15 protein-coding genes and 4 pseudogenes are annotated in these 18,908 nt (G+C 54.2%); 7 read left to right on the top strand and 12 right to left on the bottom strand.

Going from position 1 to position 18,908, the window contains the following annotated elements; genetic code table 11:
* Positions 1-85 precede the first annotated feature (85 nt).
* The 3 genes and pseudogenes from EXE52_RS15225 to EXE52_RS15215 form a co-directional block, all read right to left on the bottom strand.
* Positions 86-541: a tyrosine-type recombinase/integrase gene (locus tag EXE52_RS15225; RefSeq protein ID WP_049933286.1), complete on the bottom strand. Its 456-nt coding sequence runs from the start codon at positions 539-541 to the stop codon at positions 86-88.
* A 346-nt stretch (positions 542-887) separates the two neighbouring features.
* A pseudogene (locus EXE52_RS15220) lies at positions 888-1,394 on the bottom strand (serine hydrolase domain-containing protein); the annotation flags it as partial.
* Positions 1,395-1,445: 51 nt separating this feature from the next.
* A pseudogene (locus tag EXE52_RS15215) lies at positions 1,446-2,713 on the bottom strand (RNA-guided endonuclease InsQ/TnpB family protein).
* Positions 2,714-2,911: 198 nt separating this feature from the next.
* Between EXE52_RS15215 and EXE52_RS15210 the strand changes: the two are divergent.
* Positions 2,912-4,384: a pentapeptide repeat-containing protein gene (locus tag EXE52_RS15210; RefSeq protein WP_080508708.1), complete on the top strand. Its 1,473-nt coding sequence runs from the start codon at positions 2,912-2,914 to the stop codon at positions 4,382-4,384.
* A 180-nt stretch (positions 4,385-4,564) separates the two neighbouring features.
* Entirely contained in the window at positions 4,565-5,413 is an 849-nt protein-coding gene (locus EXE52_RS15205; RefSeq protein ID WP_137703855.1) for a hypothetical protein, read from the top strand.
* 547 nt (positions 5,414-5,960) lie between these two features.
* On the opposite strand, the gene EXE52_RS15200 is transcribed toward EXE52_RS15205, so the two are convergent.
* Positions 5,961-6,365, bottom strand: a complete 405-nt coding sequence (locus EXE52_RS15200; protein WP_137703854.1) for a 3'-5' exonuclease — start codon at positions 6,363-6,365, stop codon at positions 5,961-5,963.
* 83 nt (positions 6,366-6,448) lie between these two features.
* Positions 6,449-7,357, bottom strand: coding sequence for a hypothetical protein (locus EXE52_RS15195; protein ID WP_241988277.1), 909 nt, complete (start codon positions 7,355-7,357; stop codon positions 6,449-6,451).
* A 588-nt stretch (positions 7,358-7,945) separates the two neighbouring features.
* On the opposite strand from EXE52_RS15195, the gene EXE52_RS15190 reads away from it, so the two are divergent.
* Complete coding sequence (locus EXE52_RS15190) at positions 7,946-8,533, top strand: hypothetical protein (protein ID WP_137703853.1); 588 nt, start codon at positions 7,946-7,948, stop codon at positions 8,531-8,533.
* A 503-nt stretch (positions 8,534-9,036) separates the two neighbouring features.
* On the opposite strand, the gene EXE52_RS18855 is transcribed toward EXE52_RS15190, so the two are convergent.
* Both EXE52_RS18855 and EXE52_RS15175 read right to left on the bottom strand, forming a co-directional pair.
* Positions 9,037-10,437 carry a DUF6498-containing protein gene (locus EXE52_RS18855; protein WP_241988276.1) on the bottom strand — a complete coding sequence of 467 codons (1,401 nt, stop codon included), beginning with the start codon at positions 10,435-10,437 and terminating at the stop codon, positions 9,037-9,039.
* A gap of 318 nt (positions 10,438-10,755) precedes the next feature.
* On the bottom strand, positions 10,756-11,499 hold the full coding sequence (locus EXE52_RS15175; RefSeq protein WP_094552384.1) for a DUF4097 family beta strand repeat-containing protein: 744 nt from the start codon (positions 11,497-11,499) through the stop codon (positions 10,756-10,758).
* Positions 11,500-12,003: 504 nt separating this feature from the next.
* On the opposite strand from EXE52_RS15175, the gene EXE52_RS15170 reads away from it, so the two are divergent.
* From EXE52_RS15170 to EXE52_RS15160, 3 genes and pseudogenes are all read left to right on the top strand, one after another.
* Positions 12,004-12,447: a DUF3592 domain-containing protein gene (locus EXE52_RS15170; protein WP_080508728.1), complete on the top strand. Its 444-nt coding sequence runs from the start codon at positions 12,004-12,006 to the stop codon at positions 12,445-12,447.
* Positions 12,448-12,622: 175 nt separating this feature from the next.
* Entirely contained in the window at positions 12,623-13,366 is a 744-nt protein-coding gene (locus tag EXE52_RS15165; RefSeq protein ID WP_241988275.1) for a hypothetical protein, read from the top strand.
* A gap of 178 nt (positions 13,367-13,544) precedes the next feature.
* A pseudogene (locus EXE52_RS15160) lies at positions 13,545-14,825 on the top strand (RNA-guided endonuclease InsQ/TnpB family protein).
* Between the two features lie 100 nt (positions 14,826-14,925).
* Here the strand turns inward: EXE52_RS15160 and EXE52_RS15155 are convergent.
* The gene (locus tag EXE52_RS15155) at positions 14,926-15,654 is read right to left on the bottom strand and encodes a DUF6498-containing protein (protein WP_241988274.1); all 729 of its coding nucleotides are present in this window, start codon (positions 15,652-15,654) and stop codon (positions 14,926-14,928) included.
* A gap of 744 nt (positions 15,655-16,398) precedes the next feature.
* Between EXE52_RS15155 and arsN2 the strand changes: the two genes are divergently transcribed.
* Positions 16,399-16,842 carry an arsenic resistance N-acetyltransferase ArsN2 gene (gene arsN2, locus EXE52_RS15150; RefSeq protein WP_080508672.1) on the top strand — a complete coding sequence of 148 codons (444 nt, stop codon included), beginning with the start codon at positions 16,399-16,401 and terminating at the stop codon, positions 16,840-16,842.
* 495 nt (positions 16,843-17,337) lie between these two features.
* Here the strand turns inward: arsN2 and EXE52_RS15145 are convergent, their stop codons facing one another.
* The 4 genes and pseudogenes from EXE52_RS15145 to EXE52_RS15130 all read right to left on the bottom strand — a co-directional run bounded on the left by EXE52_RS15145 (position 17,338) and on the right by EXE52_RS15130 (position 18,785).
* Complete coding sequence (locus tag EXE52_RS15145; RefSeq protein WP_241988273.1) at positions 17,338-17,772, bottom strand: PIN domain-containing protein; 435 nt, start codon at positions 17,770-17,772, stop codon at positions 17,338-17,340.
* Positions 17,732-17,929, bottom strand: a pseudogene (locus tag EXE52_RS19195) (antitoxin VapB family protein). The gene EXE52_RS15145 and the pseudogene EXE52_RS19195 overlap by 41 nt, the downstream one beginning before the upstream one ends.
* Before the next feature lie 134 nt (positions 17,930-18,063).
* Positions 18,064-18,483, bottom strand: coding sequence for a PIN domain-containing protein (locus tag EXE52_RS15135; RefSeq protein ID WP_137692264.1), 420 nt, complete (start codon positions 18,481-18,483; stop codon positions 18,064-18,066).
* Complete coding sequence (locus tag EXE52_RS15130; protein ID WP_099289277.1) at positions 18,483-18,785, bottom strand: AbrB/MazE/SpoVT family DNA-binding domain-containing protein; 303 nt, start codon at positions 18,783-18,785, stop codon at positions 18,483-18,485. Before EXE52_RS15130 ends, EXE52_RS15135 begins: the two co-directional genes overlap by 1 nt.
* Positions 18,786-18,908: the final 123 nt, after the last annotated feature.

Genomic DNA, 18,908 nt, shown 5'->3' with positions numbered 1-18,908 from the left:
AGCAGCCCATATCACATATCGAATCGTTATTTCGCCAGATTGGACAAGAGCCATCTACAAATTGGCCTATCATTAGGCGTATAAATCAGTACAAAGAACGCGACTGAACTGTCGGCTCAAAAACCGGATCCGCACCCGGGTCGGATTCGACGTTCCCCGAGACGAACGAGATCTTCTCGCGCTCGCGTTCCGCAGCTATCGGGCTCATCCCTCCGAGATAGTGGTTTCTGAACGTCTCCCAGTCTTCCCACCCGCCGAAACTCATCACGACGGCAGGAAGAATACCGCAGTCCCACAGCAAATGACCGCCCCAAGTACGCCGGAGGTCGTGGACATCGAGGTATGTCCACCCCTCATCGCTGGTCCCGGCGTACCGGCGCTCGCCGGCGCGCTTCACCCAGCGATAAATCGAGTTCGGTTCGACGTCGACGATCGGCTCGTCGGGGTCGCGTTCGTATGAGAGCGTCCGAACGGAACTGGCGAGTTCCTTCGGGATCGGCGTCTCGCGGTACTTCCCCCGCTTCGCGTAGTCGTTCCACACGCGGAGGAAGACAGCAAAATACAGTGAGAGAACCCGTTCAAGTCTTTCAACGCATTAACGTATGACCCCTTTACCTCGACAGTTCCCTCTACGGTATCTGCTCCAGCTGGTTGAATTGGCATCCCTTCCGACGATCCAAAGGGTGTCCGAATTACCCCAATTGACTCGTACTGATACTGGTCATTTGGCATATTATTCCGTCAGTCTTCGAATGAGAAATCAGTGTCGTGACCGATAAGCGCCCTGTATTCAGCAGGACCGCTAAAACACATCAACAAGCCAGGGATTCAATAGGCTCAGATAGGCCGAAAGTACCCTATCAATGAAAGTCAAATCCTGCGAGACCTCACTCATAGAGCGCTAATCGGACAGCATCGGACATTCCACTGATGCGAGCGGCGTGCTCCCATGATTCCTCGCGGATGCCGTTGGTGACGTATGCGAAGCCAACGTTGAGTTCCGGATCCCCCCAGCCGAAGATACTCCCGAGCCCGGCATGGCCGAACATCCGCTCGCGGCTGAAGGATCCGAACATGTCATTCGCCAGTCCGCCGGTCCAAAATCCGAGCCCATACCGGGCTGGCCGGGAGAGTGTGCCGTCTGCGTCTGTTTCAGCGTGAGTCTTGGTCGCTTCGGAAACTGTCTCCGCATCGAGCAGGCGCGTGCCATCGATTTCGCCGCCATTAGCTATACACGCGTAAAATCGGGCCATATCTCGCGCAGTGCTGATACCGTTTGCTGCTGGGATCACTGCCCGTCGAACGGCTTCATTATTGAACGCGTCCGCTGATTCGGACGCCGGGATCCCTAACCCCTCACCGGGATCGCGGCAGCGGTCGTACATCTCGAAGCCGGTTGACATCCTCCCCGCCCTGAAGGGCGAGGATTCCCGAGCGTTGGGATATTAAGATTCGCAACCCACCTGTTCCCTCGGGTGGAACGACCCAGAGGTTTGGTTGAACAGGTAGGCTACTGGCCGTGCCAAACAACCGTTACTCATATCCCGTGTGGGGGGATTCTGAGTTATCTTTCTGCGAATATTCACCGCGCCATTCACGTCCGCATTCATCGTTGTACCGCACGACTCACAGACGTACAAACCACGCTCCACACGGTTTGAGTCACACTTCCGACCACAACACGAACACGTCTTCGACGTGTCGCGCTCGCTCTTTCGGTCAACGAGGATACCGTGTTCCTCAGCCTTGTATTCGAGCAACGTGGTGAAGTGGTCGAACTCCCAACCGTGGAGCTTCTTGTTTCCACTTCGACCCCAGTTCCGAGACTCACCGTTCTCGTCCTCACGAATCTTGCTCAAGTCACCGATGGCGATGTGTCCGACCTCGTGGTCGATACACCGCTCTACGACGTGCTTGGCGAGTGAGTGAAGGAAGTGGTCTTTCCGGCGTGAAGTTTCTGACGGGCACGAAGGGCACGGCGCGACGGGCCATTCTCGCCCTCTGTGTCGTACTCGTCGCGGGTGAAGTAGTGCTTGTCTTGTTTCAGCACATTTCCCGGATACAACTCTGCCTCACCGTCGTCGTAGGCGATAGCGAGGTAGTTCTTGATGCCAAGGTCGATACCCGCCGTCTTCTCGCCGGGTGCGTCCTCAACAGGTATCTCGACCTTACAGACGAGGTGAAGTTCCCAGTTGTCGCCGTTCCACACGGCTCGCACTTGCTGGATGTTCTCCACGGTCACGTCCGGTCGCGTCTCGTACTCACACAGGATGAAGTCTGAGCGGTGGTTCTTCAGGTTGAAGCCCTTGCTCAGTCGGAGTTTGTTGTGTTTGGAATCGTGCTTGATGCCCTTCTGCTTCCACGTCACGGTGGAGCGCGGGTGTTCGTCGCCGTGTTTGCGATAGCCGGGTGGGTTGGCGTCCTCATCTCCGCGTTGGCGTGCTTTGTACCAACTGGTGAACGACTCAGCAAGCTCTTCGAGAACTCGCTGACTTGACTGAGAATGTAGGTCACTGTATCGTTCGTGTTCCTTGAGTTCGGATTTGAGTTCGCCGTCGTCAGGTATTTCCCCGTCTTCATCCCACCGACCTTGTGTGTAGTATCGGGCGACGTTCCACAGTTTTGATGCAGAGAACCCACACTGGTCAAGGTCGCCACTCACCTGAGAGTGGTTGACGATTTTCGCCCGATAGGTACGAGTGGTCTCCAGCATCAGACTGTGTTCATAACTAGTTATAGAAGATTACGTGTTAAAGTAACGACTGAGTGTGGAATATCCAGCAGTGCCATCGAACGTGGTTAGTGGAGGAATTGTCGGCTGTATCCCCGCCCTGAAGGGCGGGGTTTTAGCCTTGAATCTTCCATAATTCAGCGGTACACATATATGAGACCCGGTAGATAGACAGAGCGAATGAGTGGAGGGTGGGGCCAGTGTTCGTTTACACTCAGTGCGGCTGAGGACAATGAGAGTCAGTACCGCTGTACCCAGCCGTCGATGTCGGATACAGGATTGTGCGTCTGGCACTGTCCAGAGAGTGAGCGGCCGACAGATGGATTTCCGGATACGGTTCCACCCGACACAAAGTTGCGTGGTGCCGAGCTCGCCAACGCGACACTCCGAGGGGTGGAGTTTAGTGCCGGTGTTGATCTCAGCGACTCGACCTTCGCCGGAGCGACGATCCGCGAGTGTGACCTTGCTCGGACAGAACTCGACGGGTGTGATTTCACTGATGCGTCCGTCGTCGCATCGACGTTCCAACAGGCGGAGCTGAGTGAGGCGCGACTTGATGGGTTTACTGCCATCGATTCGTCGTTCGAGGACGCAGTACTGAATCAGACGGTCGCGGACGCAGGGGTTGAGTTTCGTAATAGCAACCTCGACGATGTGGTGTTTACCCGAGCGACTGTCGATAGCCTCACACTCGATGATACCGTTGCTACGGGGATTGATCTGACGGAGACAATATGCGGGGCTATCAGAGCCACTGACACTGATCTTTCCGACGCGATACTCATCACGACCGATGTCGGTGATATTCGAGTTGAAGGGTGCCGCGTTCGAGGGGCGGTTATCCGACGGACAGCACTTGATACTGGCTCGTTCGCAATGTGTGATCTCCGCGATGCCACACTAAATGGGACATCCGCTGTGAGTGTCGAATTTGATGCTACGCGACTTTCGGGTGCTCGCTGTCGAGAGTGTACTTTTAATGACGCTAGCTTTCGTGGGGCTGACCTGTCCGGTACCGACCTTACCGATAGTGATCTTACAGGGAGTAGCCTCAAGAATGCCGATCTCTCAGGTGCGGTCCTCGATGGAGCAACACTACAGGAGAGTGATCTCAGTGGCGTTCGATTACAGGACGCGTCGATCAACCGGAGTACTCGGTTCCCCTCGCTGACCGAGCTTGAACAGAGGGGTCTCGAGGTTCCAGAAATGCTCGGCTTGTACCGAACGCTTGTGGGGTTGCTTGAGGATGAGGATCTAACTGACGCCGCGTTTCGGCGTCGGTCGGAGTACTACACACTCCAACGCAGACAAGCACAGCTCGACGGTCAGTACGGACGCTATTTCGGACTCCTACTGAACGGAGTGGTGACGGGACACGGACAACGGCCGGCACGGGTACTAACAACGAGCATTGTGGTGGTCGCCTATTTTGCGGTTGTATATACTACGATTGGGATCGGTGTGGTACCGGGAGAGACAGACCTCATCGGGGCGCTGGTGTTCAGCCTCCAAGCGTTTAGCCCCGGCGTAACGACGAGCGTAGTCGAGGCGACCCGGATCGGGACGATGCTCGTGACGATCGAGTCGACGATCGGCTTGGTTTTGCTCGGTGTCTTCGCCGTCCTCGTCGCCCAGCGATTACAGACACTCTGATCACTCATGGATGGTTCCCTTCCCGACCACGCCGAAACGAGTACCTCTCTCCGAGAAGGTATTGAGGTGCTGATTTTGGAGTCGGTCGACTGGCAGTCGCTTCGGGATGGGCGGGTACCCAGTCAGATCGGGATTGATCCCGCGACAGCGGTCACAGTTTCGCTCACTGCGCTCTCAGTCATGTTCACTGTCGTGTACACCATGTACGACCGCCGAGCGACGGAAGTGAACACCGCCCTCTCCGATGTTAGAGACGATCTCTACCAAATCGCATCCGGCTGTAAATTAATCGGGCGGGGGGCATCTATCGAGGTGGAGTGGGAGACTGTTCAGCCGTGGCAGCGGGCACAGGTGAGTGAGGAACTACGAGCCGATATCGCTGCGTTTGAGCGCGATCTCCGTGAATTCCAGAAATTCGACGCAGAACTTGAAGGAGAATTACGCGAAGCGATTCGAGAATCAGACGTTGACACGGGCATGCTGCTGCCGGAGCGACTCACGCGGACAAACGGCAGGCAAGCACAATTCAAAAACGCGTGTCGTGCGGATAATCTCGATGGACATTACATCCAGGATGTCGAATGGATCCACTTGTGCGGGCCTGCCCTGTTCTCTAGGGATTCACCGGCACAACTCCGTGAGGAGATCCGATCACAGATCGAGGCAACGGGTGCGGAACGGGATTTCAACATCGACTTCTGGGACCGACTGAATGACTCTTGGGCTGAACACCTCCATCGGCAACTGGAGGCGGGAAACCCAGTCCAAGGAGTCCTCAATGAGTTCGAATCTAACTTTCAGAGGCGCCGCGAATGGCGGGAGGATCTCATCTCAGAAGCGGATCGATTACACGTTCAGCTACAAGCCGAGACTTCCCGCTGGTACCCACGGTTGATGGTGGACATTACTAACCCGTCTGGAGGGTTCAATCGTAGCACTGCTGCCTTGGCTGACACCGAGAGCGACCCTGACAGTAGTGATGAGTCGAGTGGAGATGTTGAACGGGAGTGGGTAATGGAACGTGGGTGAAACAGGCCTCACGTTTGGGTGTCACCTCAGACGGTAGCACGTAACCCACAGACTGTTTTCGTAGCTTCAATGCGGGCTGCTCGGTGTGTAATGTTCGAGGACCGTCGAGGGATAGCCGACTCAGGGGTAGTCGGTGAAGAGAGGCGGTCTTCAGATGATCCGCGAGTTCTGTGGTACCGCGTGGATGAGTGGGAGACTCGCCCTGCCAAACTTATCGGTGGGTACCCACCAGCATTGAGTGCGTTCACGAGCTTGATGCCAGCGGTTTCGTCTCTTCGCAGATCGACTGTGGAAAGACCGTCCCCCGAAAGGGTTCTCAAGGCAGTTCTGTAGTAAATTCTCCGAGCACACCGAGCATAACTGGGTCAAAAGAGAGCCCTTGGTCAGCGTAGTAGAGCGCAATGTTGGCCTCAAGATCGGTTTTCAGGTAGTGGTCGAGGACCTCACGATACCCAGTGATCACTCGCTCATCACCAGTTGCGACGACGTCTAGAAATGCTGGCCCAAACTCGTCGCCGAAGCGGGAATTATCGAGCGGGACGCCGTTTCAGGTCGTCTTCGGGACCGGGTACCCGTAACTGTCGAGACAGTCTTCAAGCGAGGGCCACTTTTCGCCTGCGCCACACGCTGCCTTTCGATCAGTGAAGAGGTTGATATGCTGGCCCGATGTCTGGAGGGCTGGTGGTGACGGCGCCAGATCGAAGTGGGCGCATCGCTTGGCAAGAAAATCCATGTTGAAGTCGATCCCGTTGTAGCCCACGAGCACGTCGCCGTCGAGTTCGTCGATATAGCTGAACACCGTCGTGATGAGGTCCTGCTCGTCTGAGATTCCGTGATTGCTGCGGGCGAATGTCTCGTACTGGGCATCGTTCCCGGGCGTCTCTGGCTCATGGTGACCGACCCCCGATTGCGACCGTTTCACATGGACAACGCTGAGACCGGCGAGGTCCATGGCGGTCGGGAGACATGTCCGTTGTGGCCTCGACACCCCGAGGCCGTCAGGGTAGTAGGCTATCTGGGTAGGCAGAGCCGGTACTACCCGGCAATGGGTCGCTCGTCTTGGTCGAAACCGCCGTACGAAAGGTCCGCGGTGTACACCTTCCCATCGTAGCGCACCAGCCAGGTGCCATCGTAGCTGTCGGCCTCAATCGCCGACTCCGCCGAGAACTGGTCCATTATCGACTGGAACGACTCGTCGTCGGTGCCCTCGGCGTAATAGACACCGTTGATCGCCTCGTTCATTACTGACCGCTCGCCTTCCGAGAGCCCTGACAGTCTGAATAGATGCTCATCGCGAAGCTGCTGCGCGTACGCGTTAGTGCTTTCGGCGACCCTACCGACGGTGTAACGGTACCGAGTCAGGGTTTCTTCTCTGCGTTCCTCCAGCACGAAGGGGTAGACGGTGCCATTGTACCGAACGGCGCTGTACTCGCCGGACAACAACACGCTCTCGTTGGTTTCTGACATTGTGTACTCCTCTGGGATGGCGATTTCGGGGCCGGGACTGAGCCGGGGCTCACGCTCGCTCATAGCCGTGAGTAGATTACCCAACAGTCGGCGGTCACGCTCTGAGAGTTCCTCGAATCCGACGGTCTGGTCGGCTGGTGCCGTCCCGTTGAGATCGACGCCGACAGCGAATGCGGTCCCGGGCCCGGTGCCGGTGACGTTCCAGTCGATCTCGTAGTAGCTGCCCTCGTATGCGAGCGGTAATCCCCGTTGGACCGGCGGATCAGTAGCCGTGGCTGTCCCCGAGCCATTCTCGATCGCCTCTCGAACCACCCGTCGGTCGTCGGGGGCCGGACTGTCCACGACGGCCGGCCGGCTGGCGGCTTCTGCTATCTCCGCGTCGTTCGCGGCCTCCATCGACAACGATCCTGTTGCTGAGCAGCCTGCGAGCGCCACTAGCGCCAGTAAGCCGAGCGCTGCGAGCGCTTTTCGTTCCATATCAGAAGTCGTTCTCTTTCTGGCAAATAGCTGGGGGCCGTGTTACACAGCCCGCAACAGCAGCGATAAATACAATCTAGTTAGAACTCGTCTACTTATCATACACTTTTGACTTAGCCGGCTCTGTGAGGCTGTCATACAACTCTTCTCAAACCTTGCTTGACTCTATTGCGCTGGTAAATACAGTGAATTGACGAACCGTGCTACTCCGGAACCTCCTCCTTGATTTTCGGCCATCCGGTAAAAGAAAATCCAGTGATTGCTGCAAGAGTGAGCGCCGTCAGAGCAGGAACTGACTGCCCCGATATGAACAACAGCAGGCTGCCGGTCAGGGCCCTCCCGACTCCTACCAAATGGAGATTCGTGAATTCACAGCCGAATCAGCCGATAAAACGCGCTTGCGAATTGACCGCTGAGATTCTTGATAGTTTGAGATAATGTTTGAAGACTCGTGCGAGGTACAGAGCGCGAGTCTTGCGGACTGTTTCCACAGAGAACGCCGGAAACGAGCGAAATGAGTTGAGTTGACTCACATCACCTCGGGTAGGATATCCCGGATTTATATGTTGTCGAGACAACATTCAGAAGATGGAAACACCACAACAATACGAGATTACTGGCCTTGGCCTATCTAGCACCAAATATACAGTCGAACAGACAGGACAAGACAAGAACTTTCGACCTGAGTATGAAGCCAGAAATATCACTGGCCAGACAATATTCCGCTGTACTTATAATACGTACGAGGGGGAAACTTCCTTCGTTGATGACGACGATAATGAGTTGCTGACTATAGCGCCTGGTGGTACGCTGGATATCGCTGGTGACTACCTGCTAACAGATAGCCAGACTGGAGATGATCTCGTCGTTCTGGATAATGACTTTTCTTTCTTCCAAGACACCTGGCGGATCCACGATGCTCAGGACGGCTCCCTCGTCGCCAAAGTCACCTCGGGTGGTGGACTTATTACTATAGCTCGAAAGTTCCTGCCAGTGGGACAATTTATCGGGCACAACTTCGAGATAGCTGATGCAGCCGGCAATTCTATTGGTACTATTGAGAGCGATTTCGCAATACGTGACCAATACGAGATCAAGCTCAGCGATAGTAGTTCGGTTCCGATAGATCCGATTGTGGTGGCAACAGTGGTTATCGATACAATCCAGGGCAATTGATCCATCGCAGACGCCACCGAATTGTTTGGACAACTCCACCAGTTATCTAACGGTTATATTTACTGCTCCCCGGTAAGGCGGAATCGGTTTGATTGCTGAACTCACGCTCTGTATCTCGCAAAGCGTTCCTAACAGAAATGAAGGAGGCGTCGGTCGACTCTGGTGTATGAATCCTCTGTACTGAGTGATCCACAGGTCAGTCAACGAGGTGTGAGAAGAGTTCTATGACACCCCCACAACCCTACTTACCAGACAGTTCATCGAATGCTGGAGTGAAACATAATTCTGTGTGAAACGTTCTATGACACCTTCGGCTCTGTTGAAACTCTCAACAGCTGATACAATTTCCCGCTCTGTGGGGTTACAACCGGATGCTACGCAGGAACGACGGGAGCGGTGTCGGGAGAAGTGATTGAACGGTATCTTGAGTATATAAAACATGGGTCGAGTGTTTGGCCTCTCTTCGACCCCGGTGGGTCGATGAGCTTGCCCTCGCAGATCATTTAGATTCGAGCGAGCATCGCATATATGAGGACGCTGAGTAAAATCATAAAAAACGGTGCGATCAACACCATGACAGCTGCCATTTCTGCGCCACTCACCTGAGGGGAGCCAAGCAGCAGTAGTGGAACACTAAGGAAAACTAGTGCCAACACGAGTGCGGCACCCACGACTGCGGGATCCTGCTCAGGGCGTTCCTCGTGTCTGATCGGCAGATCAAGTGTCTCGGTCGCGTGGTCAAGATCAGCGACAGGACCAAACTGAACTGTGTTTGTCGGGGCTGTCTCAACGTTTGAAATCTGTAGTGTTCCGGTACCAAATAGGCGGTCAGGAATGGCGTTCTTGATTTCAAATCGTGCTCGCGAGTGAATCGGAACCAGCCACTGTGGCGCATCAAGTACGGTGTCGTACGCGACAAGCATCTCACCACGCCGTTGGTACTCAATAGTGCCGTACCGGAAGTAGTAGCTCCCGGCGCGGATAATAAAAATTCCCAGTAGCACGGTGAGGCCAATGCCGACCCATAAAAAACGCGCTGTAACTATTGCGGCGACAACACCAGCCAGCAGCAGCGCGACACCGCGATTAACCACCGTGAGTAGTATCGTGGTACTGCTTCCAAGTAGGACAGATTGCGGGCTGACTGTCACTCGCGCCTCAACCGGCTCATCCGGGAGGCTTAGCTCTGGTTGTGACCGACTAAACTCACGGTCAGCACTGAGTCGGTCAAAGAGCTCTTGAAATGCGCTTGCTATTGGACCAGTAGATTCCCACGATACAGCGAGAATTGTCTTAACAATCACAAATCCTCCAAGTACAGTTACTCCGGCTGATTGGCCCATTGACAGGCCGATTATCCCCAAAAACATCACCCCAAGCGTGAGCTGGGACGGTTGTTGTAGAATTTCACGGGCGGACACATTCTTGTATGTCTTGGCTCCCAGATACTCACGGTGAAACTCGATGCCGTGTGCGACTATGAGGGCACCAACACTTACAGCGACCTCCCAAGAAAGCGCTATCGATGTCTCAACCAGCACCCAGGAGAGTATCGTAATAGGCAGTATGGTAGAAGCCCAGATACCGAGGATTGACAATGCGAAGGGCACATTGCGGGGATATATTGGTGGAAGCGTTGAGGGAGGGCGCCAGCCACCTCGTTTGTGCCGTAGTTCATGAAGGGGTTCTCGTTCTCCGACAACATCGGGGGATCCTTGCTTTGCGAACAACGACTTTAGCACGCCGAAGAGGACCGTGCTAAATGCTTCAATCCAGTAGAGTAGCAAAAGAGTCCAAACATTCCAATCGCCATAGACTATGCCAGCCAAAGGGAGCAGATTTGTACCGATGATCACAAGATCTGTAGCTGATCGGTTCGGTACCGTGGAGGGCACACCGCGCATATCGCGAATCATTTGCTCGTGGTAGATATGTTCCCGTGATATTGCGTCGATGTTTACGTGTTTGTCGTGGCTGATCTCTCCGGGTTCTCGACTGACTGACTCGACACAAATGATATCTTACTTATTTATTCATAGATGTGTAAAGCACATGAAGAGAAAGCACCGAACTCCCGGCAATTAGGCCGGCTATTCCACCATAGAGCGGAGCGATCTCCAAGGAGGGAGCAATCAAATACCCGCTAGCAAATCCTAGCGGGTCAAAAACTACTGCGAGGATTATCAATTGAACCGCAAGGTCCTTTGATTGGAACCACCTGATCATTCGTTTCTCTCCCTACCGCGGATAGTAATATCACCGTTCGTAGTAGTTGCTGTAACACGGTGCGTACCGTTTCCAACCATCCGGTCGACCGCTGACCCGGACTCAGTTAAATCTGCTTGGAACCCGTTGATTGTGGTGTCGCCATTGGTTGTGTCAAGCGATATTGCTGGCTCCGCGGTTGCTGGCAGGGTAATTGAGATATCACCGTTTGTGGTGTCGGTCTGGACTTCAACAAGTTCAGATGCTAAAAGTGTGATATCACCGTTTGTTGTATCGGCAGTGACGCTCTCGGCCCCGCTAGTTTCTATATCGACATCACCGTTCATCCCCTCAGCAGTAAGGTGTAATCCTTCAGGAACGGTCAGTGTCAGATCCATCTGTAGCGGGGACGAACCGAAGGGAAGGAAGCCACTATCCTCCGTGTCAACGGTGAGCGACAGGCGATCGTCGGATTGGTCGGCTTGTAGCGTGATGCGTTCTAGATCATCTTCGCTTGCTGCCCGCTTTGTGCCGTTGAGCTGGATCGTCTCACGCTGTGTATCACGAATCGCAATGTCACCGTTTACGCCTTGGACATTAATTTCTGAGATGTCGGTTCCGTCATACTCTCTGGTAACCGTAGTTTCAGCCTCGAGAGATCCGGACGTACATCCTGCGAGAGTGGCAGTTCCGGCAGCGATACACGCACCAAGCAGATTGCGTCTCGACAGTCTTTGTCCCGCCCAGTCAGGACTGCTCATACGGGCCCATGGCATACATCGATAATAAATCGGCTACTCGTGTCTCAGGCTCAGAAGCACGTACTCGCAAACCGGTGGGTGGCTGCTTAGCTATTGACCTCTTCCACGCCCTGAAGGACGTGGAATCCGTCCACCGGATTCGGGCTGTCAGTGCCCTTTGGTTTCAACCCGCCTCATGGGGAACCCCCCAAACATACGGGCGAAACTCTCGTTTTCTCTTCTTTATACGGCTGTGGCGCGGTCAACAACGCCCCATCGGAATCCGTGTCATTGCCGGGTGAACCTCCGCAGTTCACCGCCCCTTGTGGTTCGGGTCGGCATCTCACCGATTCCATAGTGTACACTATAACGCCATCACAGTAGTAAAATTACGGAGAAAGGATCTGTTGAAATCCCATTCTTCAGATATATTTTCGCCTGAAACAGCGGTTAATGAGAGCTGTATGTGTTGCGTAGTGAGAAATACGTCGAAATTACTATTCAATAGTCTAAACAATCGCCAATATGTCGAAGCTGTCTCTGATAAGTATAATACTGGGGATTGTGCTGCTCGGAGTTGCTGGATACATGGGATACTCTCAGCAACAAAGTCTCTCGTCCGGGGTACAGATTGAAGCCACGGTAGAGAGCAAAGAAGTCACCATGGATTCCTCAAAAAGGGGGGACAGGTACACCCCCCACGTCACTTACAGCTACACGTACAACGGAACCGAATACACTTCCGACAACATCAGACCGGGAATAGGAACAAAAGCGTCCGACACAAGGACTGCCGCGGGAGACAGAATTGACCGGTACAATGTCGGGGAGACAACCACGGCCTATGTCGTACAAGGCTCGCCCTCGAAATCGTATCTTAAGAAACAGAGTAGCCCTCTACCACTTATATTCGGCATCTTAGGCCTATTCCTGATCGGAAGACCAGTCTACAAATCCGTCGCTTCTTAACCTCGAACCGCTCCGTTAGGGTGATGTCCTTCCGCTTGGTTGCTAAATTACTACTTCATATTCTGGCTCTAAGTCTCGCACCTGATAAGTTCCAACACGCCTCCGTGAAACGCCGAGTTTCAGATAGTGAAACGCGTCAGTACAATGTATCACATCAACACGAGATGGATCTAGCGTGACACTCAATATTGGTTCATCGCTTGCGGGAGGAATCAGCCGTGTCGCGAATCGTAACGGCTTGCTGTTGCTGGTCGCATATTTGCTGATCGGGGCTGCGTGGCAGATTCCGTTTTATAGTGCTGTCGTCACGGGGCTTGAGCAGTCAGGTACGCCGACAGGGAACGTAGCTCTCCCGGCAATCGACGCCCCGCTTGCTGTTTCCGTGAGCGCAGCTATGCTCCTGTTGCTGGGGCTTCAATGGCTCACGATTGTCACGATTCGAACGTTTGTCGGCGGTCATACACAGGAAATTCCGTCAGAGTACTACACGCGAAACATTGTGCCGGTCCTCCTGAACTCGCTCGTTGGGGGGCTCATATACGCGGTTCTCATGCTCGTCGGGTCAGTGCTCTTTGTTATTCCTGGAATCATCGCATACGTCGCGTTCATCTTTACGCTCGTGTACGTCGCGGTAGAGGACAAGAACTTCATCGCCGGGTTTCGGAATAGCTGGCAGCTAACACGCGGTCATTGGCTGCGGCTGTTCGGATTATTATTAGTAGTTGTCGCTGGGATTGGGCTCATCTCAGGTGTGTTAACAGCCATGACATCGTTAGTGGTCGGTGCCATTGCCGGGGAAGGAATAGGAATCCTGCTGTCTGGTGTTGTCGGACTCCCGTTTTCGCTACTCATCCTTGCGACCCTAGCAGAAGCGTTCACCCAACTGCGAGAGAGTCAAAAAGAGATGGTGACATCGTAGATTGTATCGACGGTAATCGCAGTGGTACGGTTACGGAGAATTGAGGAGAAAGCCTCGCGTTTTAGCGCGGGGATGAATCCGACACTACCCTTCACAGTCCACCGTTCGATGGCACGGCTGGATATTCCACGCTGAGCAAATACATAGCTTCAAGCAAGTTAGTCTACATAGGTTACGTATAGCGAAACAGGTCGTTACCCGCACCTATACTGCTTCCATACGGAACCAGTCTCGGGTGTAAGACGACCTTGATTCGCTCGGGTTCGCCGCCTCGAAACTCTGGAACGTCGGACGGTGGACGTGTAGTCGGATCTGGGATGAAATCGGTCACATTCCCAACCACAACGAACTCACCACGTACCTCAAAACCCACGAACGCTATGATGACCTGTATTCGCAGTCAAGTCAGCGAGTCCTTCAAGAACTCGCTGAGGCGTTCAACGACTGGTACGGCAAACGACGTAACGGAGACACGAGAGCGAACCCGCCCAGCTACCGTAAACACGGCGACGAACACCCGCGCTCCACAGTCACGTTCAAGCAGAAAGGCTTCAAACTCGATACCCAGTACAACCGCGTCCGACTCTCAAAAGGATCGAACCTGAAAGAGTACTGGTCGGATTTTGTCCTGTGTACGTACCAAACTCGCCCCGACGTTGACCTCTCCGCCGTGGAGAACGTCCAACAAACCAAGATTGTGTGGACGGGCGACGAATGGGAACTACACTTCGTCTGTAAGGTCGAGGTTGACGTGGATGAAGCCCCCGGTGAGAAGACGGTGGGTGTTGATCTCGGTATTAACAACTTTGCCGCGCTCGCGTATGAAGACGGTCACAGCGAGCTGTACCCGCTGAACTGCTTGAAACAGGACGACTGCTACTTCAGCAAGCGAATCGCTCTGTGTGACGACTCGAATTCCGATCAGGCCACCGGGCTGAACCAGAAGAAGTCGGCTCGCCGTACCCACTACTTCCACACACTCTCGAAACGTATCGTCCAGCGGTGTGTTGACGAGGAAGTTGGAACTATCGTGGTGGGAGATCTCTCTGGCATCCGTGAGGATGAGGAGAACGCCGAGTCAAAGGACTGGGGCATACACGGGAATCTTGATCTACACTCGTGGGCGTTCGACCGTTTCACAGACCTTCTCGAATACAAAGCCGAAATGGAAGGTATTACGATTGAACAAGTGTCTGAGCGGGATACCTCGAAGTCGTGTTCGTGCCGTGGTCGGAAGCGTGACGCAACCCGTGTTGAACGCGGACTGTATGTCTGCGATGAGTGCGGGACTGTGGCGAACGCGGACGTGAACGGTGCTGAGAACATTCGGCAGAAAGTATCTCCAAGTCCCGCCACGGATGGCGGTGATAGGAGTAACGGCTGGTTGGCACAGCCATCGACGTTCTTGTTTGACAAAGAAACTGGTGCGTTTGTACCTCAAGAACAGGTCACGTCGTAAACCACAATATCCCAACCCAGCGGTGCGGTGCCGTGGGAATCCTCGCCCTTCAGCGCGGGGAGGATGTCAATTGCTGAAGAGTTCCACAAGGCCGCACTCTTCAATTAAAACTCACCTCAAAATCGTCTGTCTGAGGATCCAAGCTTCCTATCCACGCCCGAATAAATCCCATTGGGATCAGATATACCAGTAATGTAGGCAATGAGCTGAGGTCGCTATCGATTGTGAATGCGATACCGGCTAAAACCAACGTCACGGGGGCGAGTACGTATACAAATATCAAGTACAATTCAGTGAGTGGGGCGTACACAAACGCCAGCGGGTCTGTCGGTGATTTCTGTTTGTATGATTGCTCAGCAACAAAGTGCCGCCAAACACGGCTCAGCTGAAACAGCACGATGCCAGCAATCGCGAGGCCGACTGACACGGGTAGGTCCGAACCAAGACTGTATCTGGAGGCAACAGAGCGGATTATAACGCCGACAATCACGGCATTGAAGACAACTTTGGACCAGACAAATTTGATATTTCGCCAGTATACTGGTGGGAACAAGCCAATCAGCTGACGTGGGGTCGGGTCGGTGTCCCACATGTCTCCGTCCCGACCGTCTACTGGTTTCGGAGTAAACAACGCAATAGGAAAAAAGAAGAGCTGGATAATCGCTACCTCGATGAGATACACCAGTGCGATCTCAACGAGGTTCCACTGAAACACGACCACTCCAACAATGAGTCCAAAATTCAGTATGAGCCCAAAGAAAAAGTCGCTAGACTCTCCCAGTTCTCTGAACGTGGTATCAACAACCGATGTCCAGCTGCGTTCACCCATTTGCTAGTTGGTTTGTTTTCACACGTTCATGCTTATTTTCATTTCCAAACAGAACCTGCTAGCTAAGGTCTGTGGCCAGCACGTTTGGTGAAATAAGACGCGACTCCGGTGTCGCCTCGCCCCAGCAAACCCAATTCGATACAACCACTATTACCGGTCGAAACTGAGCAACATTGAACGACCCGACGATGAGTGAAGATATTATATAGATCAAGGAGAATACCTGCGGCTTCAGCCGCAGGATGAATCCGACAACTCGGAGTCAATCTACACTACAATAGCCACACTGAGATTTGGCAATCCGCATCTTAAAGTGACAGGCAATCCCACGTATAGATAGGAATCAGACTGGGAACAGAGCGACTCCCGTTAGTCCTACGATGGCGGCCTGTCCGCCCCAAGCAATGAGACAGTAATCGGAACCAGTTGGGTGAGCGGTCGGTTCTTATAATGAACCGATACAGTGCCCGACTGCTGTACGCACCACAGAAAGTAACTCCAAGTCCAGCGAAGTCTGCCGGACTCCCCGAGGCAAAAACAACTCCGGGAGTCCGAACACGATAGAGGATAGGAGTACCGGGGGCTTGGCACTCCCAGCAGTCCCACCCGTCACAGTCCGTGAACCCCACACGGATTCTCACCGTGTCGGAGTTCGGTGGAACTGTAAACCTGAAATCTCCAACGCTCAGGATTCCTCCGCGTTTACGCGGAGGATGTCAAATGCTTCGGATACCTTCCTGAATTATGACTGGGGCACCCCTCAGGCTCCAACGAGCGGACGAAGCCACTCTCTCTTATGTCGAAACTAGACTTGAAGCGAATGGCTTGCCGTCTCAGGACGTACGGTCGAAGCCAGACTGCTTCTACATCGGCTACGACGGCGACGAACGGATAGGCGTCGTAGGTATCGAATTGTATGGGACTGACGGTCTTCTACGGTCGGTTGTCGTCGAAGAAGCTGTGCGAGGCCAGGGATATGGAGCAGCACTCTGTGCGGTTGTGGAAACGGAAGCGCAGTCTGCCAGCGTTGATACGCTGTACCTGTTGACAACAAACGCTTCTAGTTTCTTTGTCGACTTGGGATACGTGGAAATAGATCGAAGTACAGCTCCAAGGGCTATTCAGCAAACTACAGAATTCGACGATATCTGCCCTTCAACGGCTACCTGTATGAAAAAAACTCTGTAGCACCAGACCTGTTCTCTAGCTCTTCTGTACTGAACGATTCGTGAGTCATCTGTACTGAGCGATTCCCACTATGTGTAAGGGGTCTTCGATGACCACCTGTTTGTGCCAACTCATGAGCCCTAGACACCCCCGAGAAGGATGTGCTCGACGACATCTGCGAATGTAACCTTTTCGCGCACCTGCTGTATCTCGACGGTGACATGCCACCGCTAGGAGCGGTGACACTGGCAGGTGCCGCCGCTTCCTTCGCTACACAGGGCGGAAGCGACCTGTAGGGACGCGCGCGGCGCGAGAAGTGCGCGATGGAGCATGACCCAAACGCGGCGACGCCGCAGCACGCCGCCTCTGTCCTCGTGGCGTGCGGCCTGCTCGCGACGATGCTCACTGCGGCATTCGCATTCGGGAGCGGTGGTCCGGCCACTGCGGCGCTGCTTGTTGCCGGTGCGAAAGGCGTGTGAAATATCGACCTCGAGGGGCCCGGAGAAGAGCCGTCAGTCAGTCGTGGGTCCGGAGGTTCGTCACGTCCATCAAGTCGGTGAGAAGTCTCGTCTCGAAGTCAAAATCGGCGACGATGAGTTCGGCACCGGTGGAGCGCGCTGTCGCGGCGATGAGGAGATCGCGGGCAGCCATGCGCTCACCGTCATCCATCAACTGGTCTTGTATCCGCGTGGCTTCGAGGGCGATCTGGTCGTTGAGTTCGAGCGACTGAACGCCACCGAAATCCTGCCGGATCGCGACGACATCGGTGGTCCCAGCACTGATTTTCCCGTTGAGCACCTCGAAGACGCAGAGCGCGGACGTGAGGTAGGGCTGTCCGCGGTCCTCGACGAATTGACGGTGTCCGGGACGCCTTCGAGCATGTCGATGACGACGGAGGTATCGAGGAAGATCACCGCTCAAAACTCTCTCGCGAGCGCTTGACGGCGTCACGTGCGCGGTCGGCGGCTTCCGGGCTCCACGCGCCGATGTTGATCGGATTCTCGGTCTGAGCGAGGCGTTCGAGCAGCTAGTCGAACGTCTCGTCATCCCGTTTCAGGCTCTCTAGCATCTCCTTCGTGTCGTCAGAGACGCGGATTGACGTACTCATGTGTATACAAACTGTATACACGAGTTATTATCTTTTGGCGCTATCGTTGGACCGCTGAACCGCCTCAGGGTCAAGCCCCGAGGCTTCCCGTGGTACAGTTATAGGTCACAGACAAGCCAGATCTTCGAACGGGCCTACGCGGAACCGTCGCGGAACCGTTCGATCGGGATATCGGAGACGTCATCATAATCGTCGTCACCGCCAACGAAGAGCGTCGCGTCAACATGTTCAGCCGTTGCCAGCGCGAACGAGTCGCCAAGCGTAGGATTATACTTGAGCGTATACTCCGAGGCGTCCGTCCAAGTATCGGCGACATCTACCGTTTTGATACCGAGATTAGTCAGCCAGTCGAGATACTCGTCGGCTGTGTCGCGGTCGTACTTTCGGGCGATTGTGTACCGGATCTCAGCGAAATTCACGTAGCTGGCGTAGCCGACGGTGTCCTCGACTGCGACCGCGTCGAGATACTCTTCTACAACCTCGCTGCCTAGTTCATCGTCGGCGTGTGCTATCAGCGGCTCAGCGCCGAAGACAACGCGGTCAGGAGCCGACATTATTCTTCAGTTGAGAACTGCGAGTCACGTTCATTCCGGTCCTGGTCGCGTTTCTCTTCGAGAATCTCGGACGCAGGCTTGTCTGTACTCGCTTCGCTACGGGCGGCAAAGCCGCGCATCTCGCTCGGTGAGCGGACCTGTTCAACGATCACCTCTCCATCTTCGGTTTCCCGGAACAACACCTTCCCAGGCGCTTCGATCCCGAGCTTTTCGCGGAACCGTTTTGGGATGGTCGCCTGGCCGTGCTTAGTGACGGCGACAATCTCTTTTTCAGAGTCATTTGGTTGTTCTGACTTACTCATAGTTCATAATTAGATCTCAATCATAATCAAATTTTCTTCTTATTGACAAATAGTTGTTACTCCTCTGTCGGATGTTTTGGTCGAGTTCGAGGTGTGGTTCGGCTTTTGAGGAACGCGAAATAC

This window comes from Halorubrum sp. CGM4_25_10-8A, assembly GCF_005435025.1.
Classification (GTDB): domain Archaea; phylum Halobacteriota; class Halobacteria; order Halobacteriales; family Haloferacaceae; genus Halorubrum; species Halorubrum ezzemoulense.
The sequence above is the reverse complement of the archived record's forward strand: the minus strand, read 5'-3'. Positions and strand labels throughout refer to the sequence as shown.

Coding starts and splice junctions, on each gene's coding strand:
- EXE52_RS15205 (WP_137703855.1), top strand. CDS start 4,565: ATGTTCACTGTCGTGTACACCATGTACGACCGCCGAGCGACGGAAGTG.
- EXE52_RS15210 (WP_080508708.1), top strand. CDS start 2,912: ATGAGTGGAGGGTGGGGCCAGTGTTCGTTTACACTCAGTGCGGCTGAG.
- EXE52_RS15155 (WP_241988274.1), bottom strand. CDS start 15,654: ATGGGTGAACGCAGCTGGACATCGGTTGTTGATACCACGTTCAGAGAA.
- EXE52_RS15135 (WP_137692264.1), bottom strand. CDS start 18,483: ATGTCGGCTCCTGACCGCGTTGTCTTCGGCGCTGAGCCGCTGATAGCA.
- EXE52_RS18855 (WP_241988276.1), bottom strand. CDS start 10,437: ATGCGCGGTGTGCCCTCCACGGTACCGAACCGATCAGCTACAGATCTT.
- EXE52_RS15170 (WP_080508728.1), top strand. CDS start 12,004: ATGTCGAAGCTGTCTCTGATAAGTATAATACTGGGGATTGTGCTGCTC.
- EXE52_RS15200 (WP_137703854.1), bottom strand. CDS start 6,365: ATGGACCTCGCCGGTCTCAGCGTTGTCCATGTGAAACGGTCGCAATCG.
- EXE52_RS15190 (WP_137703853.1), top strand. CDS start 7,946: ATGGAAACACCACAACAATACGAGATTACTGGCCTTGGCCTATCTAGC.
- EXE52_RS15195 (WP_241988277.1), bottom strand. CDS start 7,357: ATGGAACGAAAAGCGCTCGCAGCGCTCGGCTTACTGGCGCTAGTGGCG.
- EXE52_RS15130 (WP_099289277.1), bottom strand. CDS start 18,785: ATGAGTAAGTCAGAACAACCAAATGACTCTGAAAAAGAGATTGTCGCC.
- EXE52_RS15175 (WP_094552384.1), bottom strand. CDS start 11,499: ATGAGCAGTCCTGACTGGGCGGGACAAAGACTGTCGAGACGCAATCTG.
- arsN2 (WP_080508672.1), top strand. CDS start 16,399: ATGACTGGGGCACCCCTCAGGCTCCAACGAGCGGACGAAGCCACTCTC.